Annotated in this window: 24 protein-coding genes and 1 pseudogene; 14 read left to right on the top strand and 11 right to left on the bottom strand. The window is 37.6% G+C overall.

Annotated elements, in window-relative coordinates:
* Positions 1-42: 42 nt before the first annotated feature.
* The 7 genes from clpP to ABXT71_RS05335 all read right to left on the bottom strand — a co-directional run bounded on the left by clpP (position 43) and on the right by ABXT71_RS05335 (position 7,270).
* Positions 43-723 (bottom strand): ATP-dependent Clp endopeptidase proteolytic subunit ClpP, encoded by a 681-nt coding sequence (gene clpP, locus ABXT71_RS05365; protein WP_415372821.1) that lies wholly within the window; start codon positions 721-723, stop codon positions 43-45.
* Positions 724-807: 84 nt separating this feature from the next.
* Positions 808-2,127 (bottom strand): trigger factor, encoded by a 1,320-nt coding sequence (gene tig / locus ABXT71_RS05360; protein ID WP_415372820.1) that lies wholly within the window; start codon positions 2,125-2,127, stop codon positions 808-810.
* A 306-nt stretch (positions 2,128-2,433) separates the two neighbouring features.
* Positions 2,434-2,778 carry a phage holin family protein gene (locus ABXT71_RS05355; RefSeq protein ID WP_415372819.1) on the bottom strand — a complete coding sequence of 115 codons (345 nt, stop codon included), beginning with the start codon at positions 2,776-2,778 and terminating at the stop codon, positions 2,434-2,436.
* An 87-nt stretch (positions 2,779-2,865) separates the two neighbouring features.
* Entirely contained in the window at positions 2,866-4,443 is a 1,578-nt protein-coding gene (locus ABXT71_RS05350) for a G-D-S-L family lipolytic protein (RefSeq protein ID WP_415372818.1), read from the bottom strand.
* Between the two features lie 20 nt (positions 4,444-4,463).
* Positions 4,464-5,714 (bottom strand): OmpP1/FadL family transporter, encoded by a 1,251-nt coding sequence (locus ABXT71_RS05345; protein ID WP_415372817.1) that lies wholly within the window; start codon positions 5,712-5,714, stop codon positions 4,464-4,466.
* Between the two features lie 80 nt (positions 5,715-5,794).
* Positions 5,795-6,556 carry an alpha/beta fold hydrolase gene (locus ABXT71_RS05340; RefSeq protein WP_415372816.1) on the bottom strand — a complete coding sequence of 254 codons (762 nt, stop codon included), beginning with the start codon at positions 6,554-6,556 and terminating at the stop codon, positions 5,795-5,797.
* Positions 6,557-7,270 (bottom strand): pyridoxine 5'-phosphate synthase, encoded by a 714-nt coding sequence (locus tag ABXT71_RS05335; protein ID WP_415372815.1) that lies wholly within the window; start codon positions 7,268-7,270, stop codon positions 6,557-6,559.
* Positions 7,271-7,352: 82 nt separating this feature from the next.
* Between ABXT71_RS05335 and ABXT71_RS05330 the strand changes: the two genes are divergently transcribed.
* The 8 genes from ABXT71_RS05330 to murI all read left to right on the top strand — a co-directional run bounded on the left by ABXT71_RS05330 (position 7,353) and on the right by murI (position 15,593).
* Positions 7,353-8,009 carry a CBS domain-containing protein gene (locus tag ABXT71_RS05330; protein ID WP_415372814.1) on the top strand — a complete coding sequence of 219 codons (657 nt, stop codon included), beginning with the start codon at positions 7,353-7,355 and terminating at the stop codon, positions 8,007-8,009.
* 3 nt (positions 8,010-8,012) lie between these two features.
* Positions 8,013-8,891, top strand: a complete 879-nt coding sequence (locus tag ABXT71_RS05325) for an NAD kinase (protein WP_415372813.1) — start codon at positions 8,013-8,015, stop codon at positions 8,889-8,891.
* Positions 8,892-9,078: 187 nt separating this feature from the next.
* A complete protein-coding gene (locus ABXT71_RS05320; RefSeq protein WP_415372812.1) occupies positions 9,079-9,768 on the top strand; it encodes a DUF6089 family protein in 690 nt (229 codons plus the stop codon).
* The gene (locus ABXT71_RS05315; RefSeq protein ID WP_415372811.1) at positions 9,768-10,505 is read left to right on the top strand and encodes an isoprenyl transferase; all 738 of its coding nucleotides are present in this window, start codon (positions 9,768-9,770) and stop codon (positions 10,503-10,505) included. The genes ABXT71_RS05320 and ABXT71_RS05315 overlap by 1 nt, the downstream gene beginning before the upstream one ends.
* Positions 10,480-13,059, top strand: a complete 2,580-nt coding sequence (locus ABXT71_RS05310; RefSeq protein WP_415372810.1) for an outer membrane protein assembly factor — start codon at positions 10,480-10,482, stop codon at positions 13,057-13,059. Before ABXT71_RS05315 ends, ABXT71_RS05310 begins: the two co-directional genes overlap by 26 nt.
* 35 nt (positions 13,060-13,094) lie before the next feature.
* Positions 13,095-13,961: an OmpH family outer membrane protein gene (locus tag ABXT71_RS05305; RefSeq protein ID WP_415372809.1), complete on the top strand. Its 867-nt coding sequence runs from the start codon at positions 13,095-13,097 to the stop codon at positions 13,959-13,961.
* Positions 13,962-14,008: 47 nt separating this feature from the next.
* Positions 14,009-14,518 carry an OmpH family outer membrane protein gene (locus tag ABXT71_RS05300; RefSeq protein WP_415372808.1) on the top strand — a complete coding sequence of 170 codons (510 nt, stop codon included), beginning with the start codon at positions 14,009-14,011 and terminating at the stop codon, positions 14,516-14,518.
* Between the two features lie 283 nt (positions 14,519-14,801).
* Positions 14,802-15,593: a glutamate racemase gene (gene murI / locus ABXT71_RS05295; RefSeq protein WP_415372807.1), complete on the top strand. Its 792-nt coding sequence runs from the start codon at positions 14,802-14,804 to the stop codon at positions 15,591-15,593.
* On the opposite strand, the pseudogene ABXT71_RS05290 reads toward murI, so the two are convergent.
* A pseudogene (locus ABXT71_RS05290) lies at positions 15,590-16,069 on the bottom strand (LytR/AlgR family response regulator transcription factor); the annotation flags it as partial. The gene murI and the pseudogene ABXT71_RS05290 overlap by 4 nt on opposite strands.
* 321 nt (positions 16,070-16,390) lie before the next feature.
* Here ABXT71_RS05290 and ABXT71_RS05285 point away from each other — a divergent pair.
* Both ABXT71_RS05285 and ABXT71_RS05280 read left to right on the top strand, forming a co-directional pair.
* Complete coding sequence (locus ABXT71_RS05285; RefSeq protein ID WP_415372806.1) at positions 16,391-17,182, top strand: energy transducer TonB; 792 nt, start codon at positions 16,391-16,393, stop codon at positions 17,180-17,182.
* Positions 17,183-17,365: 183 nt separating this feature from the next.
* A complete protein-coding gene (locus tag ABXT71_RS05280; RefSeq protein ID WP_415372805.1) occupies positions 17,366-19,504 on the top strand; it encodes a gliding motility protein RemB in 2,139 nt (712 codons plus the stop codon).
* Between the two features lie 7 nt (positions 19,505-19,511).
* Here the strand turns inward: ABXT71_RS05280 and ABXT71_RS05275 are convergent, their stop codons facing one another.
* The 3 genes from ABXT71_RS05275 to ABXT71_RS05265 all read right to left on the bottom strand — a co-directional run bounded on the left by ABXT71_RS05275 (position 19,512) and on the right by ABXT71_RS05265 (position 21,759).
* Positions 19,512-20,030, bottom strand: a complete 519-nt coding sequence (locus tag ABXT71_RS05275) for a T9SS type A sorting domain-containing protein (RefSeq protein ID WP_415373066.1) — start codon at positions 20,028-20,030, stop codon at positions 19,512-19,514.
* Positions 20,014-20,742, bottom strand: coding sequence for an FG-GAP-like repeat-containing protein (locus ABXT71_RS05270; protein ID WP_415373065.1), 729 nt, complete (start codon positions 20,740-20,742; stop codon positions 20,014-20,016). Before ABXT71_RS05270 ends, ABXT71_RS05275 begins: the two co-directional genes overlap by 17 nt.
* Positions 20,743-20,868: 126 nt before the next feature.
* The gene (locus tag ABXT71_RS05265) at positions 20,869-21,759 is read right to left on the bottom strand and encodes an MBL fold metallo-hydrolase (RefSeq protein ID WP_415372804.1); all 891 of its coding nucleotides are present in this window, start codon (positions 21,757-21,759) and stop codon (positions 20,869-20,871) included.
* 217 nt (positions 21,760-21,976) lie between these two features.
* Here ABXT71_RS05265 and cyoE point away from each other — a divergent pair, with 217 nt between their 5' ends.
* The 4 genes from cyoE to ABXT71_RS05245 are packed head-to-tail and all read left to right on the top strand — an operon-like array spanning position 21,977 to position 24,992.
* Positions 21,977-22,870: a heme o synthase gene (gene cyoE, locus ABXT71_RS05260; protein ID WP_415372803.1), complete on the top strand. Its 894-nt coding sequence runs from the start codon at positions 21,977-21,979 to the stop codon at positions 22,868-22,870.
* Positions 22,867-23,487 carry a cytochrome c oxidase subunit 3 gene (locus ABXT71_RS05255; protein WP_415372802.1) on the top strand — a complete coding sequence of 207 codons (621 nt, stop codon included), beginning with the start codon at positions 22,867-22,869 and terminating at the stop codon, positions 23,485-23,487. Before cyoE ends, ABXT71_RS05255 begins: the two co-directional genes overlap by 4 nt.
* 45 nt (positions 23,488-23,532) lie before the next feature.
* Positions 23,533-24,516 carry a cytochrome c oxidase subunit 3 gene (locus ABXT71_RS05250; protein WP_415372801.1) on the top strand — a complete coding sequence of 328 codons (984 nt, stop codon included), beginning with the start codon at positions 23,533-23,535 and terminating at the stop codon, positions 24,514-24,516.
* 32 nt (positions 24,517-24,548) lie between these two features.
* A complete protein-coding gene (locus tag ABXT71_RS05245) occupies positions 24,549-24,992 on the top strand; it encodes a cytochrome C oxidase subunit IV family protein (RefSeq protein ID WP_415372800.1) in 444 nt (147 codons plus the stop codon).
* Positions 24,993-25,045: the final 53 nt, after the last annotated feature.

Raw genomic sequence — 25,045 nt, 5'->3', positions numbered from 1 at the left:
TACTATTCAAGCCGCTCAGAAACACAACGTCTCTGTGTACGATTACTTTTTACCTCTGACTAATATCTCATCAATCATACCATATTCGAGCGCTTTATCTGCCTTCATCCAGTAATCACGATCACTGTCTTCATATACCTTGTCATATTCTTGACCAGTGTGATTTGAAATGATTTCGTACAATTCTTTTTTAAGTGTTACGATCTCTTTTGCCGTAATCTCAATATCACTCGCTTGCCCTTGAGCGCCTCCCATTGGTTGGTGAATCATAACTCGTGAGTGAGTCAATCCAGAGCGCTTCCCTTTTTCACCTGCACATAATAATACGGCTCCCATAGAGGCCGCCATACCTGTGCAGATCGTAGCTACATCCGGTGTTATAAACTGCATCGTATCATAAATACCAAGTCCCGCGTATACACTTCCTCCTGGAGAATTAATGTAAATCTGAATATCTCTAGCAGCATCTACACTGGCTAAAAACAAGAGCTGTGCTTGTACAATATTTGCAACTTGGTCATTGATACCTGTTCCTAAAAATATAATACGATCCATCATTAATCGAGAGAACACATCCATCGAAACTGCATTCATCTGGCGTTCTTCTATAATGTTTGGAGTAAGCCCAACTGGGTACATACTTGTCAAGATACTATCATAGTAAGTACTGCTAACTCCTTGATCCTTAATTGCAAAGTTTTTAAATTCTTTTCCGTAGTCCATAAAATTTTATCCCTTTTCTCTTATAATTAATAAGGCGTTATATGCTTCCATATAACGCCTTAAAGATACCCATTTTTTAATGGGTTATGCGTAGGCTTCTTTTATAAATGTATCGTAAGAAACCTCTTTTGTTTTTAGCTTAGCATTCTCCTTAAAGTAAGTAAGTAGTTTATCTGTACCTAATTGCTCGCTCATGCGCTTCACTTCTTCTTGATTGCTCATTATTCTTGCAGCAATATTGTCAAGTTCTTCATCAGCGGGATCGCTTTGTCCAAACTGCAACATCTGCTGCTTAATCATCGCTTTGCTATAGTCTTTAAGTTCTTCAAAAGAGACTTGTAGATTGTTCTCTGCCCTAAGCTTTCCCTCTATCAATTGGTAACGAAGCCCTTTCTCGCTGCGCTCGTATTCTGCCTTCGCTTCTTCTTCTGTCATTACTTTCTCTCCAGAAACTTGAATCCATTTCTGTAGAAATGCTGCCGGAAGGTCAAACTTTGTATTTTCAATAAGTGAATCTACTACATCGTTTAATAACTTTTGGTCGCTCTGCTGCATAAACTGTCCTTCTGCATCCTGCTTGATTTTCTCCTTCAATTCTTTCTCTGAAGTAACAACACCCTCACCAAAAAGCTTATCAAACAATTCTTTGTTTAAATCTGCCATCTCGCGCGTGTTAATTTCTTCTACAGTAAACACTACCTCGACATTAAGACCTTTAGCAGCGTCTGGCTCAACACCTAAATGACGCTGGTTGTCCTGATCCTCAGCAAATAATCCTTTTGTTTTAAGTGTTACTATATCACCCACTTTAGCACCAATAAGTGCCTTTGTTTGTGTTTTACCTTTTAAGGCATCTACTTCAATTGTAGATTTTTTATCGATTCCAGCTTCTTCATTTTTGAAAGTTCCAGTAATCTCGTGACCCTTGGCAACGACGGCCTTATTCGTCAATTTTCCGTATTGCTTACGAATCGTCTTTACCTGGTTGTTTAGCATCTTTGCATCTGCTACTACCTTGTATTGCGTCACTGCTTTTTTAGTAACATCTATCTTAAATACTGGCGATAGCCCTAAGTCAAACTCAAAAGTAAAATCTTCACCTTCCCAGTCTATTTCGTTATCATTTTTAGGAAGTGGATTCCCTAAAACGTTTAGTTTTTCTTCGGCAAGGTATTTATGTAAATTTTCTTGAAGCACTTTGTTCACCTCTTCTAGCAACACGGCTTTACCATATTGTTTTTTGACCATTCCCATTGGGATATGTCCTTTTCTAAAACCAGGAATCGAAGCTGTTTTACGGTAGTTATTTAAGATGCCCTGCACTTTATCAGTATAGTCTTCTTTCTTTACCTCAACTGTTAATACAGCGTTTAGACTGTCTATTTCTTTCTTAGTAATATTCATTTTTTTCATCTAAATTTCGGACTGCAAAAATAGCGATTTTTATCGCACGTACAATACGTTTAGCCACTGTAATTTAAGCTGTTAATTTAATTCAAAAATAAAATAATTGTAAATCTGCCCCATAGATTGCCACGCGTGTTCTAAAGAAGAACTAAGATAACATAACACCTAATCGCAATAGTTTTGATTCTATAAAGAGGATAACAATCTATTAAATAGCACCATATATCAAAAACCAAGGCCAGTGTTAAGCGTTAAAAACCCAAACAGCTTTCTTTGGATACGCTAAGTTTCTGAACTTTTTGATTACTTCTCCTTATCAAATATTGAAAAGAGAATAGACTGCACAAACGAAAGGAGCAAACTAAATATAAGTGCCCACCAGAATCCATCTACTGCAAAATCTCCTATTAAATAGTCTGCTAGTAAGATAATAACTGCATTGATCACTAGTAGAAATAACCCAAGTGTAAGAATAGTAATTGGGATGGTTAGAATCACTAAAACAGGCTTTACGATAAAACAAAGTAACGCAAGGACCACAGCTACGACAATAGCTGAAACATAGCCATCTACAGCTACTCCCGGAAGTAGTTTTGCTAACAGCACTACAGCAAGAGCAGTTAACAATACTCTAATGATAGTTTTCATACTTTTAATATTTCAGAAGTATAAAGATAAAAAAAGAGCCGTTCTCTTTGCAGAAAACGGCTCTTAATAAATTATTAAACTTTTTTACTAGTTATTTGCTAGCGTCACTGTTGCATAATTTCCTACATCTACTGTAGGTATCGTAGCACCATATTGCGCATTAATTGCTGCAATAATTACGTTTGCTGTATATGCATATCCTCTAGGCGATGGATGAACACCATCAAGAGAGAATGAACCACCCGTTACAAACTGCGACGTTAAAACACCACCGTTAAATGCAACTCCTGTCGCAGCAACTTCTGCTAAAGAAGCTTTTACATCTGCAAAAGCAAGGTCATTAGCCGCGGCTAAACCTTCAATAACAGTATTGTATGCTGCAGCAGCATTAGCAACTAATAGTTGTTCTGAGTCTGTTAATACAAATTGGTCTTCCATAGGGTATGTAACACCGTTTACAGAAAGCTGTCCGGCTGCCGATTCTGGTAAACCAAGACCAACTAAAGTAGCAAATCTGTCTGTGTTAACTTGACCAATTACACCACTACTAGTTAATACTAATAAATCTGCCGCTGTAGCTTGTCTAGCTTGTCCGTATTGCAAACCATATATAGTCGCCGTTGCTGCGTCTAAACCACCACCAATTAAAACAGCGGTAAGGTTTTCAGAGATATTTGCTAAGTCTTCATCAAAAATAACCACTGGACTTGCAGCTGTTTCAGAAAATACGATAGCACGTTCTGGAACACCTAACACTCCAAAAGCTTGGTTTAACAAACCAAAAGTTTGATTTAGTGCTGGTATTTGTGGTCCAAAGTTAGGGTCTAATGGGCTCAATGGTGCAAATGGCACTGTAGTAAAGTAAGGAATAGATGTAACATCTGCGATGTTAATTAAAACCCCTTTAGCACCACCACTAGTTAAAGCAGCAACTTGTGCGCTATATACAGAAGCAAATACATTTGGGTCTGTAATATCATTAGGTCCATACGTAGAAGGATCTAAGTTACCTAGTTGATCTACTCCAGAACCTCCAGAAGTTGCAAAAGATAAAATATCGTTATTCCCTATCCATAAAGAAAAGAAGGTAGGACTTAAAGATACCGCATCTGCTAACACTGTAGTCGTTGGAGACGTTGCAAAACGTGCAAAGTATGGGTTAGCTGCACCAGAAGGTACACCAGCGGCATTACCATATCCAGGTGCTACTAAATGAAAACTTTTTGCTCCAGGAACTCCCATGTTATTAAAAGGTCCCGTTGCGCTTGTAGCAACATCTGTAGTAGGTGTTCCTTCTAATCGCACAGGTCCAGGATTTCCTTCTGCATCAAAAGATAATACAAATCTGTTTTGTGCAATTTGGGTTCCACCTAACAATAAACCACCAAGATTATCATCAACTAAAGGTTGTGTAAATTCACCACCTTCAACAAATGCAAATTGGCTAGCCATAATATTAGGATAAGAATTTTCTTGTCCTGTGATATATAAAGCTCCATCTGCATATCCAGCCGTTAGAGAATTTCCAACTGCTACATAGTTGCTAAAATCTGCAGTTCCAGACTCATAGAATCCAGCATCTTCCACAGAACTTTCAAATTCTGGGTCACAGCTAATAAACCCTAAGGCTACTACTGCTGCTGTTATTTTTATATAATTTTTCATCTTGAAAATAGTGTTTTAAATTAAAGTTTGTAAGTCACACCTAATCCTGGTACGAATGCATTTGTTTTATATGTTCCTGCAAAAGGAGCAGCAACGCCACTCTCAAAATAGTAATCATAAGAGGCATCAACCTCTATAGAATGAACATATAAAAAAGAAGCATCAATATCTAAGCGTTCGTTCACTTTAAAAGAGAGTCCTGCCGTATAGTTGTTAGAATCATTACGTGGTGTTTCTGGTGCAAAGTATCCAGCCTGCACCGGAGACTGATCATAATAATATCCACCTCTTAAGGTAAACTTATCTGATGCTTCGTATTGTAAACCAAAACGCGCGTTTATTGAATTCTTGTAGTTACGAGCATTAAAAGAATCTGGAATCGCAGGATTTTCAAAATCAATATCTAAAGACTCATATACTCCCCAGAATGTTGTGTTTAAATCAAAAGCAAATAACCATTTGTCACAAAACTCATAAGAAAGTCCTACCGTCATCTCTGCTGGTAATGGTAATTCTGCAGATGCATTTGTATCTGCAAAAGGAGTCCCTGGTGAATTAGGAATATTATCAAACGTCGCTGTAGCTTCATCAGCTTCAAGGCGAATTAGTGAACGGTACGTTGCACCTAATCTAAATTTCTCAGAAACATTAAACATAGCACTAACAGTCCATCCTGTATTAGAAACGCCAGAAGCATCGATAGTAACCTCAGAACGGTTTCCTTCAAGATCTGCTAAAGAACGTGAAAGATTTCTATTAAAGTTAACGCTACCCGTTACATAGATAAAACCACCACTTACACTAAGAAATTCATTGATTTTAAAAGCAGCAGAACCTTGTACGTAAATCGCAGCAAGATCAATATTATTTATCAAGTGCGAACCAGCCCAGTCATCTTCATAAGTTACCCCACTACCGTATGGAGTGTAAACCCCTAATCCTAGTGATAGCCAATCCGTAGCCTGGTAAGAAACATATGCATAAAATGGGGTACCAACACCACTATCTGTTCTCTCAGTGGCTCCAGTCATTTCATTTTGAAACGCAATATTAGAAAGTACACCAAAACCTCCAACAGAGATATTTAGTTTATTCTCAAGATACACTAATCCAGCTGGGTTGTGAAACATAAGTTCTGCACTGTTTACAACAGCAACACCTGTATGTCCCATGGCAAGCGACTTGTTCCCTTGTAGACTTACTCTATATCCACCGGCATACATCACTGCAGAGGCAAGTGCAAATACGGCAAGAAATAATAATTTCTTCATAATAAAATAGTTTGATTAAAAAATTTGTTATTAATAATTTTCATAGTATTTAAGTATACAATAAAATGAACCTAGCAATATTATAAAAAATTAATCACAATATCATAAAAAATTATAGGATTCTCAGCGTGTAGCCAATGGCCGGCATTCTTAACAGTCGCTATTTTTGCCTTCGGGAATTGTCTTTGTATTCCCATTTCGTCTAGAGGTTCGATATAACCCGATAGTTCTCCTCGCACAAACAGACTTTCTCCTTTAAACACAGCATCTTTTACTAATGCTTTCCCCACTTCCGAAATTTTCTCCGTCAAGACACCAAAATTTATTCTTAAACCCAGCCTTCCTTTAGTTTCCCAATAGAGGTTTTTCAGTAAAAACTGTCGCGTTCCAATGTCCTTAATATAGCCACCTAAAATAGCATCTGCTTCCCCACGGGTTTTCAGAACGTTAAAGTCTAGTGAACCTAGGGCTTTTAAGATATCTTGATGGTGTGATGGATATGCTTTTGGGCCTATGTCTGCGATGACTAATTTATGAAGCATCTCTGGAAACGCAACCGCAAAAGCCATGGCGGTTTTTCCACCCATAGAATGACCTAATAGGTCAATAGATTCTAATTTAAAATGATCACAGTACGCTTTTAAGTCAGCCACCATTATTTCATAACTCCAATCGTCACTATGAAAACTCTTTCCGTGGTTACGTTGGTCTACGAGATGTACTTGAAAACCATCTTCTGCAAACTTATTTCCCAGTGTTTTCCAATTATCACCTGAACCCAAAAAGCCGTGCAATATGACAAGAGGCTTGCCCGTTCCTATTATTTTTGAATGCAATAACATCTACTGTAGTTTTTGTAAATATTGCTTAATCACCGGGGCTAGTCCTTGATAGAGAGCCTCACTAATTAAAGCGTGACCAATACTCACCTCAGCAAGATGAGGCACGTTATTTTTAAAAAAAGCAATATTGTCTAAAGATAAATCGTGACCAGCATTAACTCCTAAACCCAACTCACTTGCTTTTGCTGCACAATCTACGTATGGCTGTATAGACGCAGTATCCCCTTTAGCATATCCTACAGCAAAATCTTCTGTATAAAGTTCTACTCTATCCGTTCCTACTGCAGCTGCTCCCTCAATTATAGATATAACAGGATCTACAAAAATGGAAGTTCGTATCCCATTTCTTTTAAACTCTGTGATAATTTCGGTTAAGAAAGCCCTGTTCTTGATGGTGTCCCAACCAGCATTAGAAGTGAGCACAGCGAAACTATCTGGCACTAATGTCACTTGTGTAGGCTTAATAGAAAGCACCAAATCCATAAATGACTTTATTGGATTGCCTTCAATATTATATTCTGTTTTGACTATATTCTTTAAGTCTCTCGCGTCTTGATACCTAATATGTCTTTCGTCGGGTCTTGGGTGAATCGTGATTCCTTGCGCCCCAAACGATTCAATATCGCTAGCCGCTTTAAGCAAATCTGGCACATTTCCGCCGCGAGCATTACGAAGTGTGGCAAGTTTGTTGATATTTACACTTAACTTTGTCATATCTTTATTAATTAATCTACAAAAATACAAAGCTTGTTTTCGGCTATAGGCTTTATTTAAGTATTTTGCATAAAAATAATTTGTGAACACACATCCCTACATATTAAACGATGTTCTCCCTTTCGCTTCAGAAAAAAGTGTTAAAGAACTGCAGTCTGCTTTTAATCAGCTCACATATACTCACTTTCCTATTACCAAAGATGGTGTTTTTGAAGGCTGCATAAGTAACACAGATGTGCACTGCTTTGAATCAGATAAAAAAATTGAAGACTACTTGTATGCTATAGAACCGTTTTTTGTAAGACTTGACACAAACTGGTTAGATATTCTAGAGGCGTTTGGACAGAATAATACAAATGTGATGCCTGTCCTCGACCAGAAAAATAACTATCAAGGGTATTATGAATTAAGTGATATCATCGGGATTTTCAATAACACTCCGTTTTTAAATGAAGCCGGCGGAATCATTGTGGTTGAAAAAGGGGTACGCGATTATTCTTTTAGTGAAATATGCCAGATTGTAGAATCTAACGACGCAAAAATTTTAGGTGTTTTTATATCGCACCTAGATAGCGATAATATGCAGGCGACTATTAAAATAGGACATCAAGGAATGAATGAGATTGTGCAGGCTTTTAGAAGATACGATTACACTATTATCTCAAGCCACGACGAAGATTTATTACTCGAAAATCTAAAAGAACGATCTAACTATCTAGATAGATATCTTAACATCTAAGCGATGAAAGTAGCGATATACGGTCAGTTTTACCATAAAAACAGTGGGGCACATGTGCTGACCATTATTAAGGCATTTCAGAAAAAAAATAGCATCCTTGTTATTGAAGAAAATTACAAAAAACTGGTCGAAAAAGAACTGGATAAATCGCTTGGCGATCTACCCACTTTTACGTCCATAGATAAATCATACGACCTTTTCATCAGTGTAGGTGGAGACGGGACTATCTTAAAGTCCATCACTTATGTTAGTGACTTAGGTATCCCCATAGCAGGAATCAACACAGGACGTTTAGGATTCTTAGCTACAATTCAAAAAGAGCACATTTCAAAAAGTATTGCAAGAATAATTGATGGTGATTATTCTATTTCTGAACGGAGCTTACTCAGCATAGAAACGACACCGTCTCAAGAAAATATTACAAAGCTTAATTTTGCGCTTAATGAGGTGGCTGTAAATAGAAAGAACACTACCAGTATGATTAAAGTAGATACGCAGGTGAATGGAAAATATCTGACTACCTATTTTTCTGACGGCCTAATCGTTGCCACCCCTACTGGATCTACCGGTTACTCTTTAAGCTGCGGAGGGCCAGTGATAGACCCCTCAACAAGTAACATTGTCTTGACACCTATTGCGCCACATAATTTAAGTGCTCGCCCATTAGTTTTACCAGATGACTGTAAGATCACGCTTTCTGTATCTGGAAGGGAAGATGAGTTTTTGGTTTCTTTAGATTCTCGAATTATCACCCTACAAATAGACACGATACTCCGTATTAAAAAAGCTCCGTTTACTATAAAACTCGTCCAACTTACCGATGAAAGTTTTATCAAGACCCTTCGCGAAAAATTACTTTGGGGTGAAGACAAACGCAACTGAGCAATAAATTCCTCTAAAATTTGTTAATCAACTAGGTAAAACTGGTATCACACCAAAGGTGTTAGACACGGTTTTAATTAGAAGAAGTTTAACCTTTTTGTTTGGAGCCAATAATTTCTGCTTTTGTGAGAGCAAAAGAAAAGGGATAAATTACTTCTTATGTATATTTGCAAATTTTTATAGAAAAATGAAGTATTTAATAGCAAGCATATTTATAGTATTAATTGCATTTAGCACGCTAGGTCAAACCTATGAAATAGGCGGCTACTTGGGTGGCGCTAATTTTATTGGCGATGTAGGTAAAAGTAATTATGTTTCACCCAACACCCTAGCCATTGGCGGAATAGCAAAATGGAACCGAAGCCCAAGACATTCGTTTAGAGCTTCTGTGATTGTGACCAAACTCGTAGGTGACGATTCAAATTCTCACGAATCAAGAAGACAACAGCGCGGATATACTTTTGAGAACAACTTGACAGAGCTATCTGCTGGTATTGAGTACACCTTCTGGGATTTTAATAACTATAATGGCAATCGCGCCAGCACCCCTTATTTATATACTGGGTTCACATATTTATTATACGACGCATTAGAATTGCGCCCAGCTACTGGCACCATTTTAAAATATGATACAACAGGAGCTATTGCCATCCCTATGGTTATAGGTTTTAAATCTAGTGTTAGCACAGATGCTGTTTTTGCTTTTGAAATAGGCGCACGCTATACCTTCAGTGATTCTTTAGATGGTAGTGTTTCCCCCAATAACGATTTTCAAGAAAGGCAATTTGGTGATACTAATAACAATGACTGGTATGTCTTTACTGGTATCACATTTACCTTTACCTTTGGTCGACAACCTTGTTACTGTAATTTTTAATGGATTTACAATCTCAGATAGAGGACAAAAAGCTTCCACAGCATATTGCTATTATTATGGATGGCAACGGTCGATGGGCAAAAAAACACGGCTACTTGCGCGCCATAGGACATAAAAAAGGCTCGAAGGCAGTTCGTGAAATCGTTGAAGCCTGCGCAAAAATAAATATCCCTTTTCTCACGCTCTATGCCTTCTCTACAGAAAATTGGAACCGACCAAAGTTAGAAGTTGAAACGCTGATGAAACTTTTAGTGTCTTCTCTTAAGAAGGAGATCAAAACTTTGCAGGATAATGATATTAAATTGAATGCCATTGGCAATCTAGAATCATTACCTAAAAAAGCACAAAAAGAACTCCTTGATGTAATAAGTAAGACCAAGCAAAATAAGAGGATGACCCTTACATTAGCATTGAGTTACGGAGCGCGTGAAGAAATCACAAAAACTATTCGTGAGATTAGTCTTAAAGTGAAAAATAACCTAATTTCGCCGCTTGATATTGATGAGCGTTTAGTAAACGAGCATCTGTATACCAATAACTTGCCAGATGTAGATTTATTAATACGTACGAGCGGAGAGCAACGAATTAGTAATTTTTTATTATGGCAAATTGCCTATGCAGAACTATCCTTTACAGATACGTTATGGCCTGATTTTACTAAAAAACATCTTTTTGAGGCAATTTTAAATTATCAAAACAGAGAAAGAAGATTTGGAAAGACAAGCGAACAACTTTAATACAAGAGCAGGATTGCATACTTTTAAGACGTTTTTATATACCGCATTAATTGCACTGTTTTTTTCCCTAAGCACTAACGCTCAGGAAAATGACCTTAACAGCGCCCAACTATACACCCTTAACGAGATTACTGTAACTGGTGCTCAAAACTTTAACGAGCAAACGGTCATTGCATTTGCTGGGCTTAAAAAGGGAGATAAGTTATATATCCCCGGAGAAAAGCTAAGTCAAGTAACTAAAAAGCTATGGGAGCAAAACCTATTTAGTGACATCGCTTTTTATGTGACTAATATCGACGGAAATGAGATAGACTTGGAGCTTTACATCGTTGAATTACCAAAACTTAATATCGTCACTTTTGAAGGAGTAAAAAAAGGGAAGGTAAAACAGCTTAAGGAAGATAACGGACTTAAGAAAGGAACGAAAATCACTAAGAACTTAATTACCACCACAAAAAACTACATCACAAACAAGTATAGAAAAGATGGTTTTCTTAACACTACTGTGATTATTAGTACCCGACCAGCCATAGACTCTACTGGCACTGCTATTGGCGAGGACATGAAAGTTCTCATTAATAAAGGAGAACGCGTAAAAGTAAAAAGTATAGTTTTTGAGAATAACGAAGCGCTCTCAAACAAACAATTGCGTGGCGCAATGAAAAACGTGAAGCAGAAAAACCCAATTAACATTTTTAAAAGGAGTAAGTTTTCCGAAGAAGGTTTTAAAGAAGATAAAGAGACTGTAATTGCAAAGTATAAATCAAACGGCTTCAGAGATGCCCGTATTACTAGCGATACGCTTAGTGTTATTGACGAGAAAAATGTGGCGCTTAATCTAGAAGTTGAAGAAGGACGTAAGTATTACTTTGGTGACATTCGTTTCTTAGGAAATAGCGTATATACGGACGCCCAACTACGGCAAGTAATGGGAATCAAAAAAGGAGAAACCTATAACGGTGTGTTGCTACAAGAACGCATCACAGATGATTCTGATCCTGAAGCAAATGATTTAACCAACTTATATCAGAACAACGGATACCTATTTTCTAACATCAATCCGGTAGAAGTTGCGATACGTAACGACACCATCGATTTTGAAATACGTATCAGAGAAGGGAAGGTTGCGTATTTTGATCAAGTGAATATCGTAGGGAATACAAAAACCAATGATCACGTAATCTACAGAGAATTACGCACACGTCCAGGACAAAAATATAGCAAGCGTAATGTAGTGCGAACGATAAGAGAACTTGGCCAGTTAGGTTATTTTGACGCAGAGCAATTATCACCAAATTTCAAAAATGTAGATCCTAATAATGGAACATTGGATATGGAGTATTCAGTAGTCGAAAAAGGATCTAGTCAAATTGAATTACAAGGAGGTTATGGTGGGGGTGGATTCGTTGGTACACTAGGATTGTCATTCAACAATTTCTCGCTTCGGAATATCTTCAACAAGGAGGCTTATAAACCAATCCCTATGGGAGATGGTCAAAAACTATCCTTACGTGCACAAGCAAGTAGTTTTTATTCAACCTATAGTTTATCTTTAGTAGAACCTTGGTTAGGCGGTAAGAAGCCAGTACAATTAAGCACTTCATTCTCGCACACGGTTCAATACTTTTATGATTTTAGATCAAGAGATGTCGATAAAGACAGAAAATTCTTAATTACAGGAGGGTCTGTTGGTATCGCAAAAAGACTAAAATGGCCAGATGATTACTTTACCTTATCACAAGCAGTAAGTTTTCAGCACTACAACTTAAAAAATTATAATACTCCTTTATTCACATTTGGAGACGGCTTTTCAAACAACCTTGCATACACGATAGGCCTAAGCAGAAACAACACAGCAACAAACCCTGTGTATCCAGTTTCGGGATCAGAATTTAGTGTAACAGCAAAGTTGACACCGCCTTTTTCTTTGTTTAGCAAAACAGATTACGGAAATTTAGGCGAGCAACCTGAATTTCAGAATGCAAACGGTGATGCAGATCAAGCAAAAATTGACCAAGAGCGTTTTAAGTGGTTAGAATATTATAAAGTGAAGTTTAAAGGAACCTGGTATACCAACATCGTTGACAAATTAGTACTTCGTAGTCAAGCTGAATTTGGATTCTTAGGGGCTTACAATCAAGATAGAGGAACAGTACCTTTTGAACGTTTCTTTGTAGGTGGAGATGGCCTTGGATCATTTAGTCTAGATGGACGTGAGGTGGTACAACTAAGAGGGTACCCTAATCAATCACTTTCTTCTACTGATGGAAATACGGTTTTCAATAAATTTTCGTTAGAAGTAAGATATCCTATTACATTGAAGCAACTTGCATCTATTTATGCGCTTGGTTTTGTGGAAGGAGGGGCAGCGTATGATGGCTTTAGGGAATATAATCCTTTCAGCATTAAGCGTTCTGCTGGCGCAGGATTGCGTATATTTATGCCTGCATTTGGTTTATTGGGTGTTGATTTTGGTTATGGTTTTGATCCTATTTTAGGAGGAAATGAGCGTAACGGATGGCAAACACACTTTATCATTGGGCAGCAATTTTAATTTTGGCACGATATTTTCTAAACAATCATTAAGTTATGAAGTTTAACAAACTATTTTTTCTGGCAGTTGCTTTCTTAAGCATCACTTTTATTGCACAAGCGCAAAGAGGCGTTCGTATCGGCTATATTGATATGGAATATATTCTTGAGAGTGTCCCAGAATATCAAGAAGCACAAACACAACTAGAAGGCAAAGTACAACGCTGGAAGAAGGACATCGATAAGATGCAAAAAGAGATCGACCAGATGAAATTAGATCTTGCAAATGAGCGTGTATTATTGACTAAAGAACTTATAGACGAACGAGACGAGGAGATTAAGTTTAAAGAAGACGAGATGTTGGATTATCAACAAGCACGTTTTGGTCCACGTGGAGATTTATTAATCCAGAAAAGACAATTAATACAGCCTATCCAAGATCAGGTATTTAATATCGTCCAAGAAGTTGCCGTAAATAAAAAATATGATTTTATATTTGATAAATCTGCAGACGTAGTGATGCTCTTTGCAGCAGAACGTAATGACATTAGTGACATTGTTTTAAGAAGTATCAATAGAGCGGCAAAGCGTACACAAGCGACTTCAAAAAAAGATAAAGATTCTATAGAGAAACGCGACGCGCTTTCTATGGATGAAGATAAAGAGGTTACAGAGCGTGATACTGCAGCAGAAGCAAAAAAAGATGAACGTATGTCTTTATTAGAAAAGAGACAACAAGAACGCGATTCTATAAGAGCGGCTAAAAAGGCAGTCTTTGATGCAAAAAGAGCAAGACTATTAGAAGAACGTCAGCAAAGAAAAGATTCTATCTTAAATGCCCGTAATGGCGGAACACCTCCTCCCGGACCTCCAGTTGGTGAGGATTCAGATGATGATGATGGCGGAGATGGTGGAAGAAAATAGAAATACAAATCCTAAATAAATAACACTTAATTTTAAATTTGAATACAATGAAACACTTTAGACTATTATTGATTGCCATAGTACTTTTTGCAAGTTCAACAAGTTTTGTAACTGCACAAGAAAAAATGGCACACATCGATACCCAAGCACTTGTCGAGGCGATGCCAGAAATGAAAAGCGCTCAGAGTCAACTTGAAAAACTACAGAAGACATACGATACAGAGATTAAAGCTATGGCTAAGGAGCTTGAAACTAAAATCAAGCAGTATGACGGTGAAGCGTCTACTAAAACAGAAGAGGAAAACGCAAAACGTATCCAAGAAGTTCAAGGAATGCAGAACAACATACAAGCATACAGACAACAAGCTTTAAAAGATCTTCAACAAAAAGAAGTTGACATCTTTCAGCCTATTCTTGAGAAAGCTCGTACAGCGATCCAAAAAGTAGCAAGAGCTCAAGGTATTCAATATGTTCTTGATTCTGCAACAGGTAACGGAGTAATCCTTGCGGATGGTAAAGACCTTCTAGCAGACGTAAAAAAAGAATTAGGAATGTAATCTTATTTTCTAAACCAATTAAAAGCTCGCTTATTCAGCGGGCTTTTTTAATGCAATTATTTTAGGAATATTAAAATTATATATTTTCGTTTAGGCGCTCCCCATTGCCGGGCCTCTCGCTCCTATATTAAGTTCTCTCTCACTAGAAACCTCATTTGTAAATTAAAATTCCTCACTTCAAATTGCGACCGCAACCACCAACACAAAACAAAACAAAACAAAGTAAATCTATGCTTCATTAGACCGGTGTATTGTAGTCGTACTTCTACGTATCTTTGCTGAAATGTTACAAACAAAACCCATAGGACTTTTTGATTCTGGCGTAGGCGGCACTTCCATCTGGAAAGAAATTCACGCACTCCTACCCTATGAAAACACCCTGTATCTAGCAGATAGTAAACACGCCCCTTATGGCACGAAGTCTGAAGATGAAATAATAGCACTCAGCATAAAGAACACTGAGTTCTTAATAAAAAGAAAATGTAAAATGATTGTTGTTGCTTGTAACACGGCTACCACAAATGCGATTTCAATTCTCCGAGAAAAATTTGATGTTCCTATTATTGGTATTGAGCCAGCTATTAAGCCCGCTGCCTTGCAAACAAAGACCGGAAGCATTGGCATTCTTGCAACCAAAGGAACCCTGAGCAGCGCCCTCTTTCATAAAGCAGCAGCCGAGTTCACCAAAGATATTTCCGTAGTAGAGATTATTGGGGAAGGACTGGTGCCTCTTATTGAGAATGGTAAATTAAATACTCCAGAATTAACAGCGCTTCTTTTTAAATACACAAAACCGATGGTTGCGGCTTCTGTAGATTATCTTGTTTTAGGATGTAGCCATTATCCATACCTCATCCCAAAATTACTAACCATACTACCAGACAACATAACTATTATCGATTCTGGTGCGGCCGTAGCAAGACAGACCAAATCACTACTGGAAAAAAATGATCTTTTAAATATTTCTGAAAGCAAACCTGAGTTAGAATTTTTAACAAATAGTGACACAGCCACTTTGAGCAAGTTACTAGAGGAGTACAAAGCTAATATTACTATAAGATTAGGGGACTTCTAAGCAAAATAAGACAATAAATCTTTTTTCTTAGAAGGACTCACTATGACTTCTTTTCCTTTGGAGAGTGCCACACTCCCGCTTTTGCCTTTTCTATATTCTAATATTACGTTCACATTTACTAAGTAAGTTTTATGCACACGCACGAGGCCTGAAGGTTTTAATATTTCTTCAGAATACTTGAGGGTTTTACTGACTAGTTTTTTACCGTCTGTTAAAAAGATATTAGTCTAATTGTCATCTACTTGACAATACAAGATGTTTACTACTTCCAGTACTTCAAAGCCACTTTGTACTGGGATGGTTATTTTTCCCGCAACTTTTAGTTGCCTAGGCTTTAATACTCTGTCTTGAAGTGTATTTTCTTTTTGCTTGATTTCTGTCACGTATTCGACGGCTTCAATCAACTTATCAATAGAAATAGGTTTCAATGAATAGTAGCTCGCGTGTGCATTTAAAGCATCCATCGCATAATGATTACCTCCTTACGCAGTCAAGCTAAGAATAAAGATTGCACTTGGGATGAGGAATAAAGAATAATTACTCCGCTTTGCTAATTAACAAAGCGGTGATTAAAACGCTCAAAACAATTTTGGATTGTTTAATTAAAAATCGAGCAATGTATTATTAGTAATATATCATTTATCCGTTCGGTTTTTTATTGATTCCCTTGTCTATTATTTATAGTACGTATATTAATCTCAATAATATGAGCTAATTGTTAGCATTATAGTTTTACGGCACGACCCTTGTAATTGATATATGAAGAGTATTAATATAAACCCTTTAAAATTATATGTATGAAATTAGTAACAAAAAAACAGACAGATAACCTCCACGAAAAGCGAAGTAAAAGAGAAGACAAAAAGAAAACGAACATCAAGTTCAACTCCGCAATCTTCTTTCAACTAGGCTTGGTAGTCGCACTCGTTGCAGCTGCTTGGGCAATGAATTTAAACATAGGGGAGCGCACTATTCCATCTGATAGAGATCATCGTGTGACGATTACAGAACCTATATTTGACCTATTTACAGTTGAACCTAACGTAGCACCGGTTAAGACTATTGCGAAGTTGACGCCACCACCTATTCAACGCCCAGTTACGAGTCAATTTACACCTGTGGATGATGACAAGGTTATAAAAGAAACCAAATTAGTAGATGTAATCACGGCTCCATATATTCCTGTAACTCCTGTTATTGCGCCTCCAGTAATAGACCCTCCTGAAGACAATAGCCCTAAAAGTATTAACTCTGTAGAGTTTGTACCTATCTTCCCAGGATGTGAATCTGCCGGAAATAATGCAGCCAAGAGAGCGTGTATGAGTGAAAAAATTGGACAATTTGTAGGACGAAAGTTTGACCCAAGCGTAGCTGATTATGGCACCACTGGAACTCAGACAATCACCGTACAGTTTAAAATAGACAAAAACGGAAACGTAGTAGACATCATTGCACGTGCTCCAGATAAAAGTCTTGAGAAAGAAGCGCAACGCGTAGTAAGTAGATTGCCAGAATTTACGCCGGGAAAAATGGGCGATGTTCCAGTAGATGTAATGTATATGCTGCCTATTAAGTTTAGCGTAGATTAATTAGTTTGTGAATCCACAACAATATCAATGTTAAGGCAGTCGAGGGTAATTTTATCTGGTATTCATTAAAATTTTCGCACCGCTCCAGCTGATATTCTTGCGAATATTTTAAAACAAAATCAAGCCATCTCCATCCGAGGTGGCTTTTTTCTTTCGCCTTAAATAATCATAAAAATCTGTATCTTGCTAGCATCAACTGATAACCAAAACACTGTGACGCGCATTCTCACTCTTTTACTGCTTTTACCTACGCTATTCTTTGCTCAATCTGTAGACACTTTAGAAAAACACCCTGTCTTCCCTGCCTGCGGAAACGTTACAAACGTTGAGCTCCCCTCATGTTTTAACACCCAAGTGCAACAATTTCTTGTCGACAATTTTAAGGTGCCTTCGTCTGTATCAGAAGAAGAACTCAATCCGTTTAACGTTCAATTTGAGGTGACTACAGAAGGTATATTTGAAGTGATTTACACGGACAGTAATAATGCCGCACTAAAAGAAGAAACGGCTAGAGTTTTTGCTAGTATGCCGACTATTGTGCCCACCACATACAATGGAACGCCAGCTATTTCACAATTTATAATGCCTGTTATATTTCCCTTAGTTGTAAGAGAAACTGTGATGAATCCTATGGCTACTGCAGCATCAACAAATCCAGCCTTAGCGGCCACTCCAGCAACAGAAATTAAAGACACATTCGTGAATGAATATGAGCTGATTGAAAATATGCCTTTTGACAATGAAGAATATTCTAGCCAACTCAACATCCCATTATCGCATGAGATGTACACACGTTTTGACGCCGCGATGAACCGTGTAGGTACTAATACGCATACCGCTCAAAAACCATATATCTATAGCGAAGTAAACAAGTATTATAACTTTTCAGAAGAAAATAGCACCCTCATCAAAGAACGCAGCACTTGGTTAGGCCGTAAATGGTGGAATGAACACTTTGTCACCATAAAAGGAGAAGACTATTGGTTTACGCTAGATCCAGGTTTAGACTTGCAAGTGGGGCGTGATTTTGATAATGATTTGAGCACTTATAATAACACACGGCTGGTCAACTTTCAAGGAGGATTGGGCAAAACTATTAACTTTAATGCTACGGTTTATGAAAGTCAAGGGCGGTTTCCTGCCTATATAGATCGGTATGCGCGAAGCATCAAACCAGATGGCGGAAATCCAGGTATCGTTCCTGGTCGCGGGATTGCCGCGCAATTTAAAGAAGACTCTTTTGATTATCCAGTAGCAACGGGTCATGTATCTATCACTCCTTCAAAATATTTCAATGTTCAGCTAGGGCACGGAAAACAATTTTTAGGCGATGGCTATCGCTCTTTATTTTTTAGTGATAATGCAACCCCCTTTCCTTACTTTAAACTGAACACTACTTTTTGGAAATTTAAATACACAAACACCTGGATGTCCCTTCGTGACGTTCGCCCAGAAGTTACCGCAGATGGAAGTTTTAGAACTAAATATATAGCGAACCATTACTTGAGCTACAACGTTACAGAACGTTTAAATATTGGTCTTTTTGAGTCTGTCATCTGGCAGAACGACAATGATCGTGGTTTTGATTTTAATTACTTAAATCCAGTAATTTTTTATAGAGCGATTGAATTTAGCACAGGATCGCGTGGCGGGAACGCTTTACTAGGGCTTTCTGGAAAGTACAAAGTGAACGATAAGGTCAATCTCTATGGGCAGTTTATTATAGATGAATTTTCGACCAGTGATGTTTTTGGTGGCGAAGGCAGTTATAAAAACAAAACAGGGTATCAAGTAGGTGTAAAATATTACAATGCCTTTAAGATAGACAACCTCTATCTTCAAGCAGAATACAATCGTGTGCGTCCATTTGCGTATTCGCATAATACGATCATTTTAAACTATGGGCATAACAACCAACCTTTAGCACATACCTTAGGTGCTAACTTTTCAGAATTAATTGCGATTGCACGCTATAGAAAAGACAGATGGTATGGTGATGCAAAGGTTATTGTTGCTAAACGAGGTCTTGAATTAAATGAAGACAACATTCCTTTTTACGGCGGAAATATCTACGGTACAGAAGACAACAGACTATCAGACGATGGGAATGACTTGGGACAAGGAAACTCCACAAATTTCTTCCATACCGAACTTGAGGGCGGGTATTTAATTAATCCAACTACCAACTTAAAAGTGTATGCAAGTGTAATCTATCGCGATTTTAACCCAGAAATTAACAATGCGTTGAACAGCAGTGCCAGCACGGTTTGGTTAAATTTTGGCTTACGTACAGATTTGTTTAATTGGTATTATGATTATTAATAGCGTATTATAATTTGATAATCTTTTTAATCACAGAAGCTTCTTGTGTCGCTATCTCAATAAAATAAATACCAGAAGACAGCGTGCTTACATCAATGTTTTGCTCATAAAGCGTAGTTTCAAGGACTATTTTACCCGCAGCTGTTGCCACCTTTATTTGCAATGGCCATGGCTCTATATTTCTTATTTCAAGAAAACTCATTGTAGGATTAGGAACTAAAGTAATGGTTGTCAATGACTGTTCTGCAACGCCTAAACTATGCAAGTTTTCGTACCAGGCTATTTTGCTGTCATTTTGCGAGGCAGAAATCACATCCATATCCCCGTCATTATCAAGATCTGCAGCAATCACATGTCTGGCGCTCAAAGCATTTGTAGTAATGGTTTGTTGAGGGCCAAAATTCCCTAAACCATCTAAGTTTTCGAACCAGGATATTTTATTATTAGCTACAGAAACAGATAACACATCTACATCATTATCGTTGTCTAAATCTGCGCCGAAGACGGCGTTATTGAGGTTTGATATCTGTAAATATTATTTTTAACGGACTAAAGCTACCTAAACCATCTAGATTTTCATACCAAGAGATTCCAAAATCTTCATTAAGACTAGCAGAAATAATATCAATATCACCTTCGCCATCTACATCTATTGGGAAGTTATTCACCGTTGAAGTAGTATTTGGAGCTCCAATGGTCTGTAGGCTTCCAAAGCCACCCAAATTATTATACCACCCTATTATTATACTACCGCTAACAGAAACCACAATATCTAAATCTAAATCACCATCTAGATCAGCAGTGCTGATTGAAAACCCATTAGCAGCGCCAATTTCAATCTTTGTTTCAAAATTACTATCTCCATCATTTTTATACAAATACAAAATACCTGTTTCAAAAGACCCACCTAATAGGTCTAAATCGCCATCACCATCAATATCACTTAGGTTTACATCAAATGCACCACTAATTATATCTATCATTTGTTGGGGTCCAAAATTACCCAATCCATCCATATTCTCTTGCCAAAAAAAAAGATCTCCATCTGCAGAAGATGATATAATGTCCAGATCTCCATCTCCATCAATATCACCAGGCACAATAGCGTTATTCTCTGAGCTTTCTGAGATTAATCGCAAAGGTCCAAAATCTCCTATTCCAGTCTCATTACTATACCAAGCTAATTCGTTCCTTGTGCGCGCAGCAGATAATACATCAAGGGTTCCGTTACCATCTATGTCACCAACCGCTACTTTTCTTGGAAACAGTGCATCAGTAGAAATGACTTATTGTGGACCAAATTGAGCCTGCAGCAAATTACCAGAATAAAACAAAATCACTATGCTAAATAATAGTCGCATATTCTAATCATTTTCTTTTTTCACATCTGCATACACTGTCTTCACCATTCGTTCTGTATTGATAAATCCTGAACCATACCCTAGCGCATCATATTTTTCTGTAATACCAATCACACTTAAGATTTCAGCCTCGGTTTTACCCGCTTTGTAAAGTTTGCTAATCTGATTATGAAGATCCAAAAGCATATCTCTAGTAAAAGTGACGTCTTTCACCGTCGCAAGATCTCCGTGGCCAGGAATCACTTTAGTGTCCTCATTAGTTAGCATCAATAATTTACTTAATGCTTTTGCATAACCTAACACGCTACCTCCGTTTTTTAAGTCTATATAAGGATACCTTCCATTAAAAAAAACATCGCCAGTATGGATCACATTACTATCCATAAAATAAACCATAGCGTCGCCATCTGTGTGGGCATTGTGCACGTGAAAGACAAAAATGGTATCTCCATTATAATGAAACCTCATGTCTTCGCTAAATGTAATCATAGGTAGTGATGTATCACCATCTTTAGTTTTACTTTCATCAACGGCTGTCTTTAAACGTTTTCTTACATTTTCTTGCGAGAAAATTACGGTCCCAGTTTTAGCCATTGCTATATTGCCTCCCGTGTGATCGCCGTGATGATGCGTGTTTACTAAAAACTGTACTGGTTGCTTGTCTTTTGCTGCAATTGTTGCCTGGGTACTTTCAATATTTCTAGCAAACTGGTCATCAATCATAAAGATGCCATCTTCACCGAAACTTAGCCCTATGTTACCCCCTTGATCTTGTAACATATAAATAGTAGAAGTGATTTCTATCAGATTCTGATTTTCTTGTTTTTTATCCTGCGCAAATATCGTCGTAGCGCTTACTAAAACCGCCATGGCAATAACATTTTGGATTTTCATAATAAGATATTTTGGATGAACACGAAGATACCAATTAGAACTTACTTTTTCATCTGCGTATCTATGTGAAATTTAACACTCTAAAATTTCCCTAAAAAGCAAGTAGAACGTATCTTTGCACAAAATTTAAACGGTTAGATTTTTCTTCGGATATTTTAACCGAATTCATTGAAATTCAACACGCTATTCGAGTTGGAATATTTCAGAAATAAAAAACGTGGTGACACTGCAAACACAAGCGACAAAGGTCTCTGTAATTAAAAATTTTACAGAAATCACAAAAATCAGACTCTCTGTGAGTGTGGTGTTTTCTTCTGTTGCAGGATATTTACTGGGCTGTGAGACGATAGACTTCATGACCTTACTGCTTTTAAGTGTGGGTGGCTATTGTATGGTGGGCGCGTCTAACGTGTACAACCAGATGCTAGAGAAGGATTTAGATGCGTTGATGGATCGCACTAAAAACAGACCGCTCCCTGCAGGCACGATGTCTATGCCAATGGCTGGAGTGATTGCCGTTATGCTTACCCTAATTGGGCTTGTTGTTCTTTATATGATTAACCCGCAAACGGCGATGTTTGGCGGGATTTCTATTTTTATGTATGTGGCGATGTACACGCCAATGAAAACAAAGACACCATTGTCTGTTTTTGTAGGTGCATTTCCTGGAGCGATCCCTTTTATGCTAGGATGGGTTGCTGCGACAAATGAGTTTGGGATTGAGCCTGGAGTTTTATTTATGATTCAGTTTTTCTGGCAGTTTCCCCATTTTTGGGCAATTGGCTGGTTCTTATTTGAAGATTATAAAAAAGGAGGCTTCTTTATGTTGCCTAACGGAAAAAGAAATAAAGGCACTGCGATACAGGTGATTCTATATACCATCTGGACCATTCTTGCTTCTTTGATTCCTGCATTTCACGTGACGGGAGATTTAAAACTAAGCGTTGTGGCCGCTGTGCTAATAGGAGCCATAGGGTTGTGGATGCTGTATTATGCCATACGCCTATACAAGTTACAAACAGATAAAGCTGCCAAACAATTAATGCTTGTGAGTGTGAGTTATATTACACTTTTACAAGTTATTTTTGTGGCAGATAAATTTATAAGATGATGGAGCAAACGATTTCAGAAGAACAGAAATTTATAATTACGGAGCAAGATCAAGAGATTGCCGAAAAAACCATACGTGCTAAAAAAATGATGCTTTGGTTTGGGATCATTAGCTTATCTATGAGTTTTGCAGGATTGACTAGTGCTTATGTAATAAGTAAAGAACGTCCAGACTGGTTGATAGATTTTGTAATCCCTGAGGCCTTCTATATGAGTCTAGGCTTAATTGTCGCGAGTAGTGTGACAATGATTTTAGCCAAGTCTGCGGTTAAAAAAGAGAAAAACAGCGCTGGAATGCTGCTTTTGGTTCTTACTTTTTTACTAGGATTAGGATTTATTTTTTATCAATTTATCGGTTTTAACGAAATCATCCAGAACGGATATTATTTTACAGGAAGCGAGAGCACGATTACAACTTCGTTTATATATCTGGTCGTTTTAATGCACTTGGCGCACATTATTGCTGGGCTCATTGCACTGCTTGTAGTAATTTATAATCATTCTAGACAAAGATATGCTAAAGGGAAAACGCTAGGAATAGAACTAGCCTCGACTTTCTGGCATTTTGTGGATATCCTCTGGATCTATCTGTTTTTCTTTTTCTATTTCGTGAGATAAAAAATTAAACGTATTTTTGAAGCTTATTAAAAACTAAAATTTTCTATGGATACAACTGTTGATACAACAGCTCCCGAAGGTGTATGGAGTGGGGGAAATAACCGCCCATTTAAAGCTAGCTACGGTAAAATGATGATGTGGTTTTTCATCGTATCGGATGCCTTATCATTCTCTGGATTTCTAGCCGCCTACGGTTTTTCTAGGTATAAGTTTGTGGACGCCTGGCCAATAGCCGATGAAGTGTTTACTCACTTTCCGTTTTTACACGGTGTAGATGCCCCTATGTTTTATGTGGCATTTATGACCTTTGTACTTATATTTTCTTCTGTAACAATGGTGCTTGCCGTTGATGCAGGCCATAAGATGCAGCAGAACAAAGTTATTATATACATGTTCTTAACCATTATTGGGGGTGCGGTGTTCGTAGGTTCTCAAGCGTGGGAATGGAATACTTTTATTAATGGAGACTACGGTGCTGTCGAAACAAAGGGTGGAAAAATTATCCAGTTTTTAGACAAAGACGGTGAACGTGTAGGTCTTAAGGATTTTGCCTTAGACATTCCTGAGACCAGAGTTGCTCAGGAAGCAAGTAATGGTGTCTGGTTCGAGGGCGAAACAGTAACACACACCACCTTCTCTTTTGAAGAAGTAAAGCAAGGTTTCTTAGCAGATAAGAATCTTTTGATACGTACTCAATACCTAGATGAAAACGGTCATCCTACTGTTTTATCAAGAGCAGCGAGTGAAGCAAAAATAATCAATGATGGAAAACTCGTGGTCGAAGGTGCAAACCTAAGACATAACGAATATGGACATCCGCTCTTTGCAGATTTCTTTTTCTTCATTACTGGTTTTCACGGATTTCACGTATTTTCTGGTGTCATCATTAACTGTATCGTTTTCTTTAACGTAGTTATTGGAACCTATGAGCGAAGAGGGTCTTATGAAATGGTGGAAAAAGTTGGTCTGTACTGGCACTTTGTCGATCTAGTTTGGGTATTTGTATTCACATTCTTTTACTTGGTATAATTTCAAGCATTAAAAAAAATTAAACGTCAACAATGGCACACGCAGAACACAGTTTAGCAATTTTTAGAGGGCGCGTTAAGTTTAAATCTAACGAGCAAAAAATTTGGGGAGTTTTCACCTTCTTATCCATCATCACAATTGTTGAGGTGTATTTAGGTATTATAAAACCAGAATTCTTATTAACACCTTATATGACTGCTTTTGAAGGCGGTCTATTAGCAACCCTAGGAAACATTTTTTTATCGCCTTTTATCTTTATGAAGCCACTTAACTTGATTTTTATCTTGTTAACGCTCGTAAAAGCATATTACATTACTTGGGACTTTATGCACATGCGTGACGAAGCAAAATGGTTACGTCGTGCTGTAGTATGGACAGGGATTTTCTTAATTTGCTACCTTGTGATGATCTTATTACTAGAAGGAGATTACATATTTGAGGTGTATAAATCAAACTATGTAAAGTTTGACTTTTAATCTTTCTTCTTCGGAAATAATACAAAAAAAAGCCTCGTAAGAACGAGGCTTTT

Origin of the sequence: Patiriisocius sp. Uisw_047 (assembly GCF_047730165.1) — a bacterium.
Taxonomy (GTDB): domain Bacteria; phylum Bacteroidota; class Bacteroidia; order Flavobacteriales; family Flavobacteriaceae; genus Patiriisocius.
The sequence above is the reverse complement of the archived record's forward strand: the minus strand, read 5'-3'. Positions and strand labels throughout refer to the sequence as shown.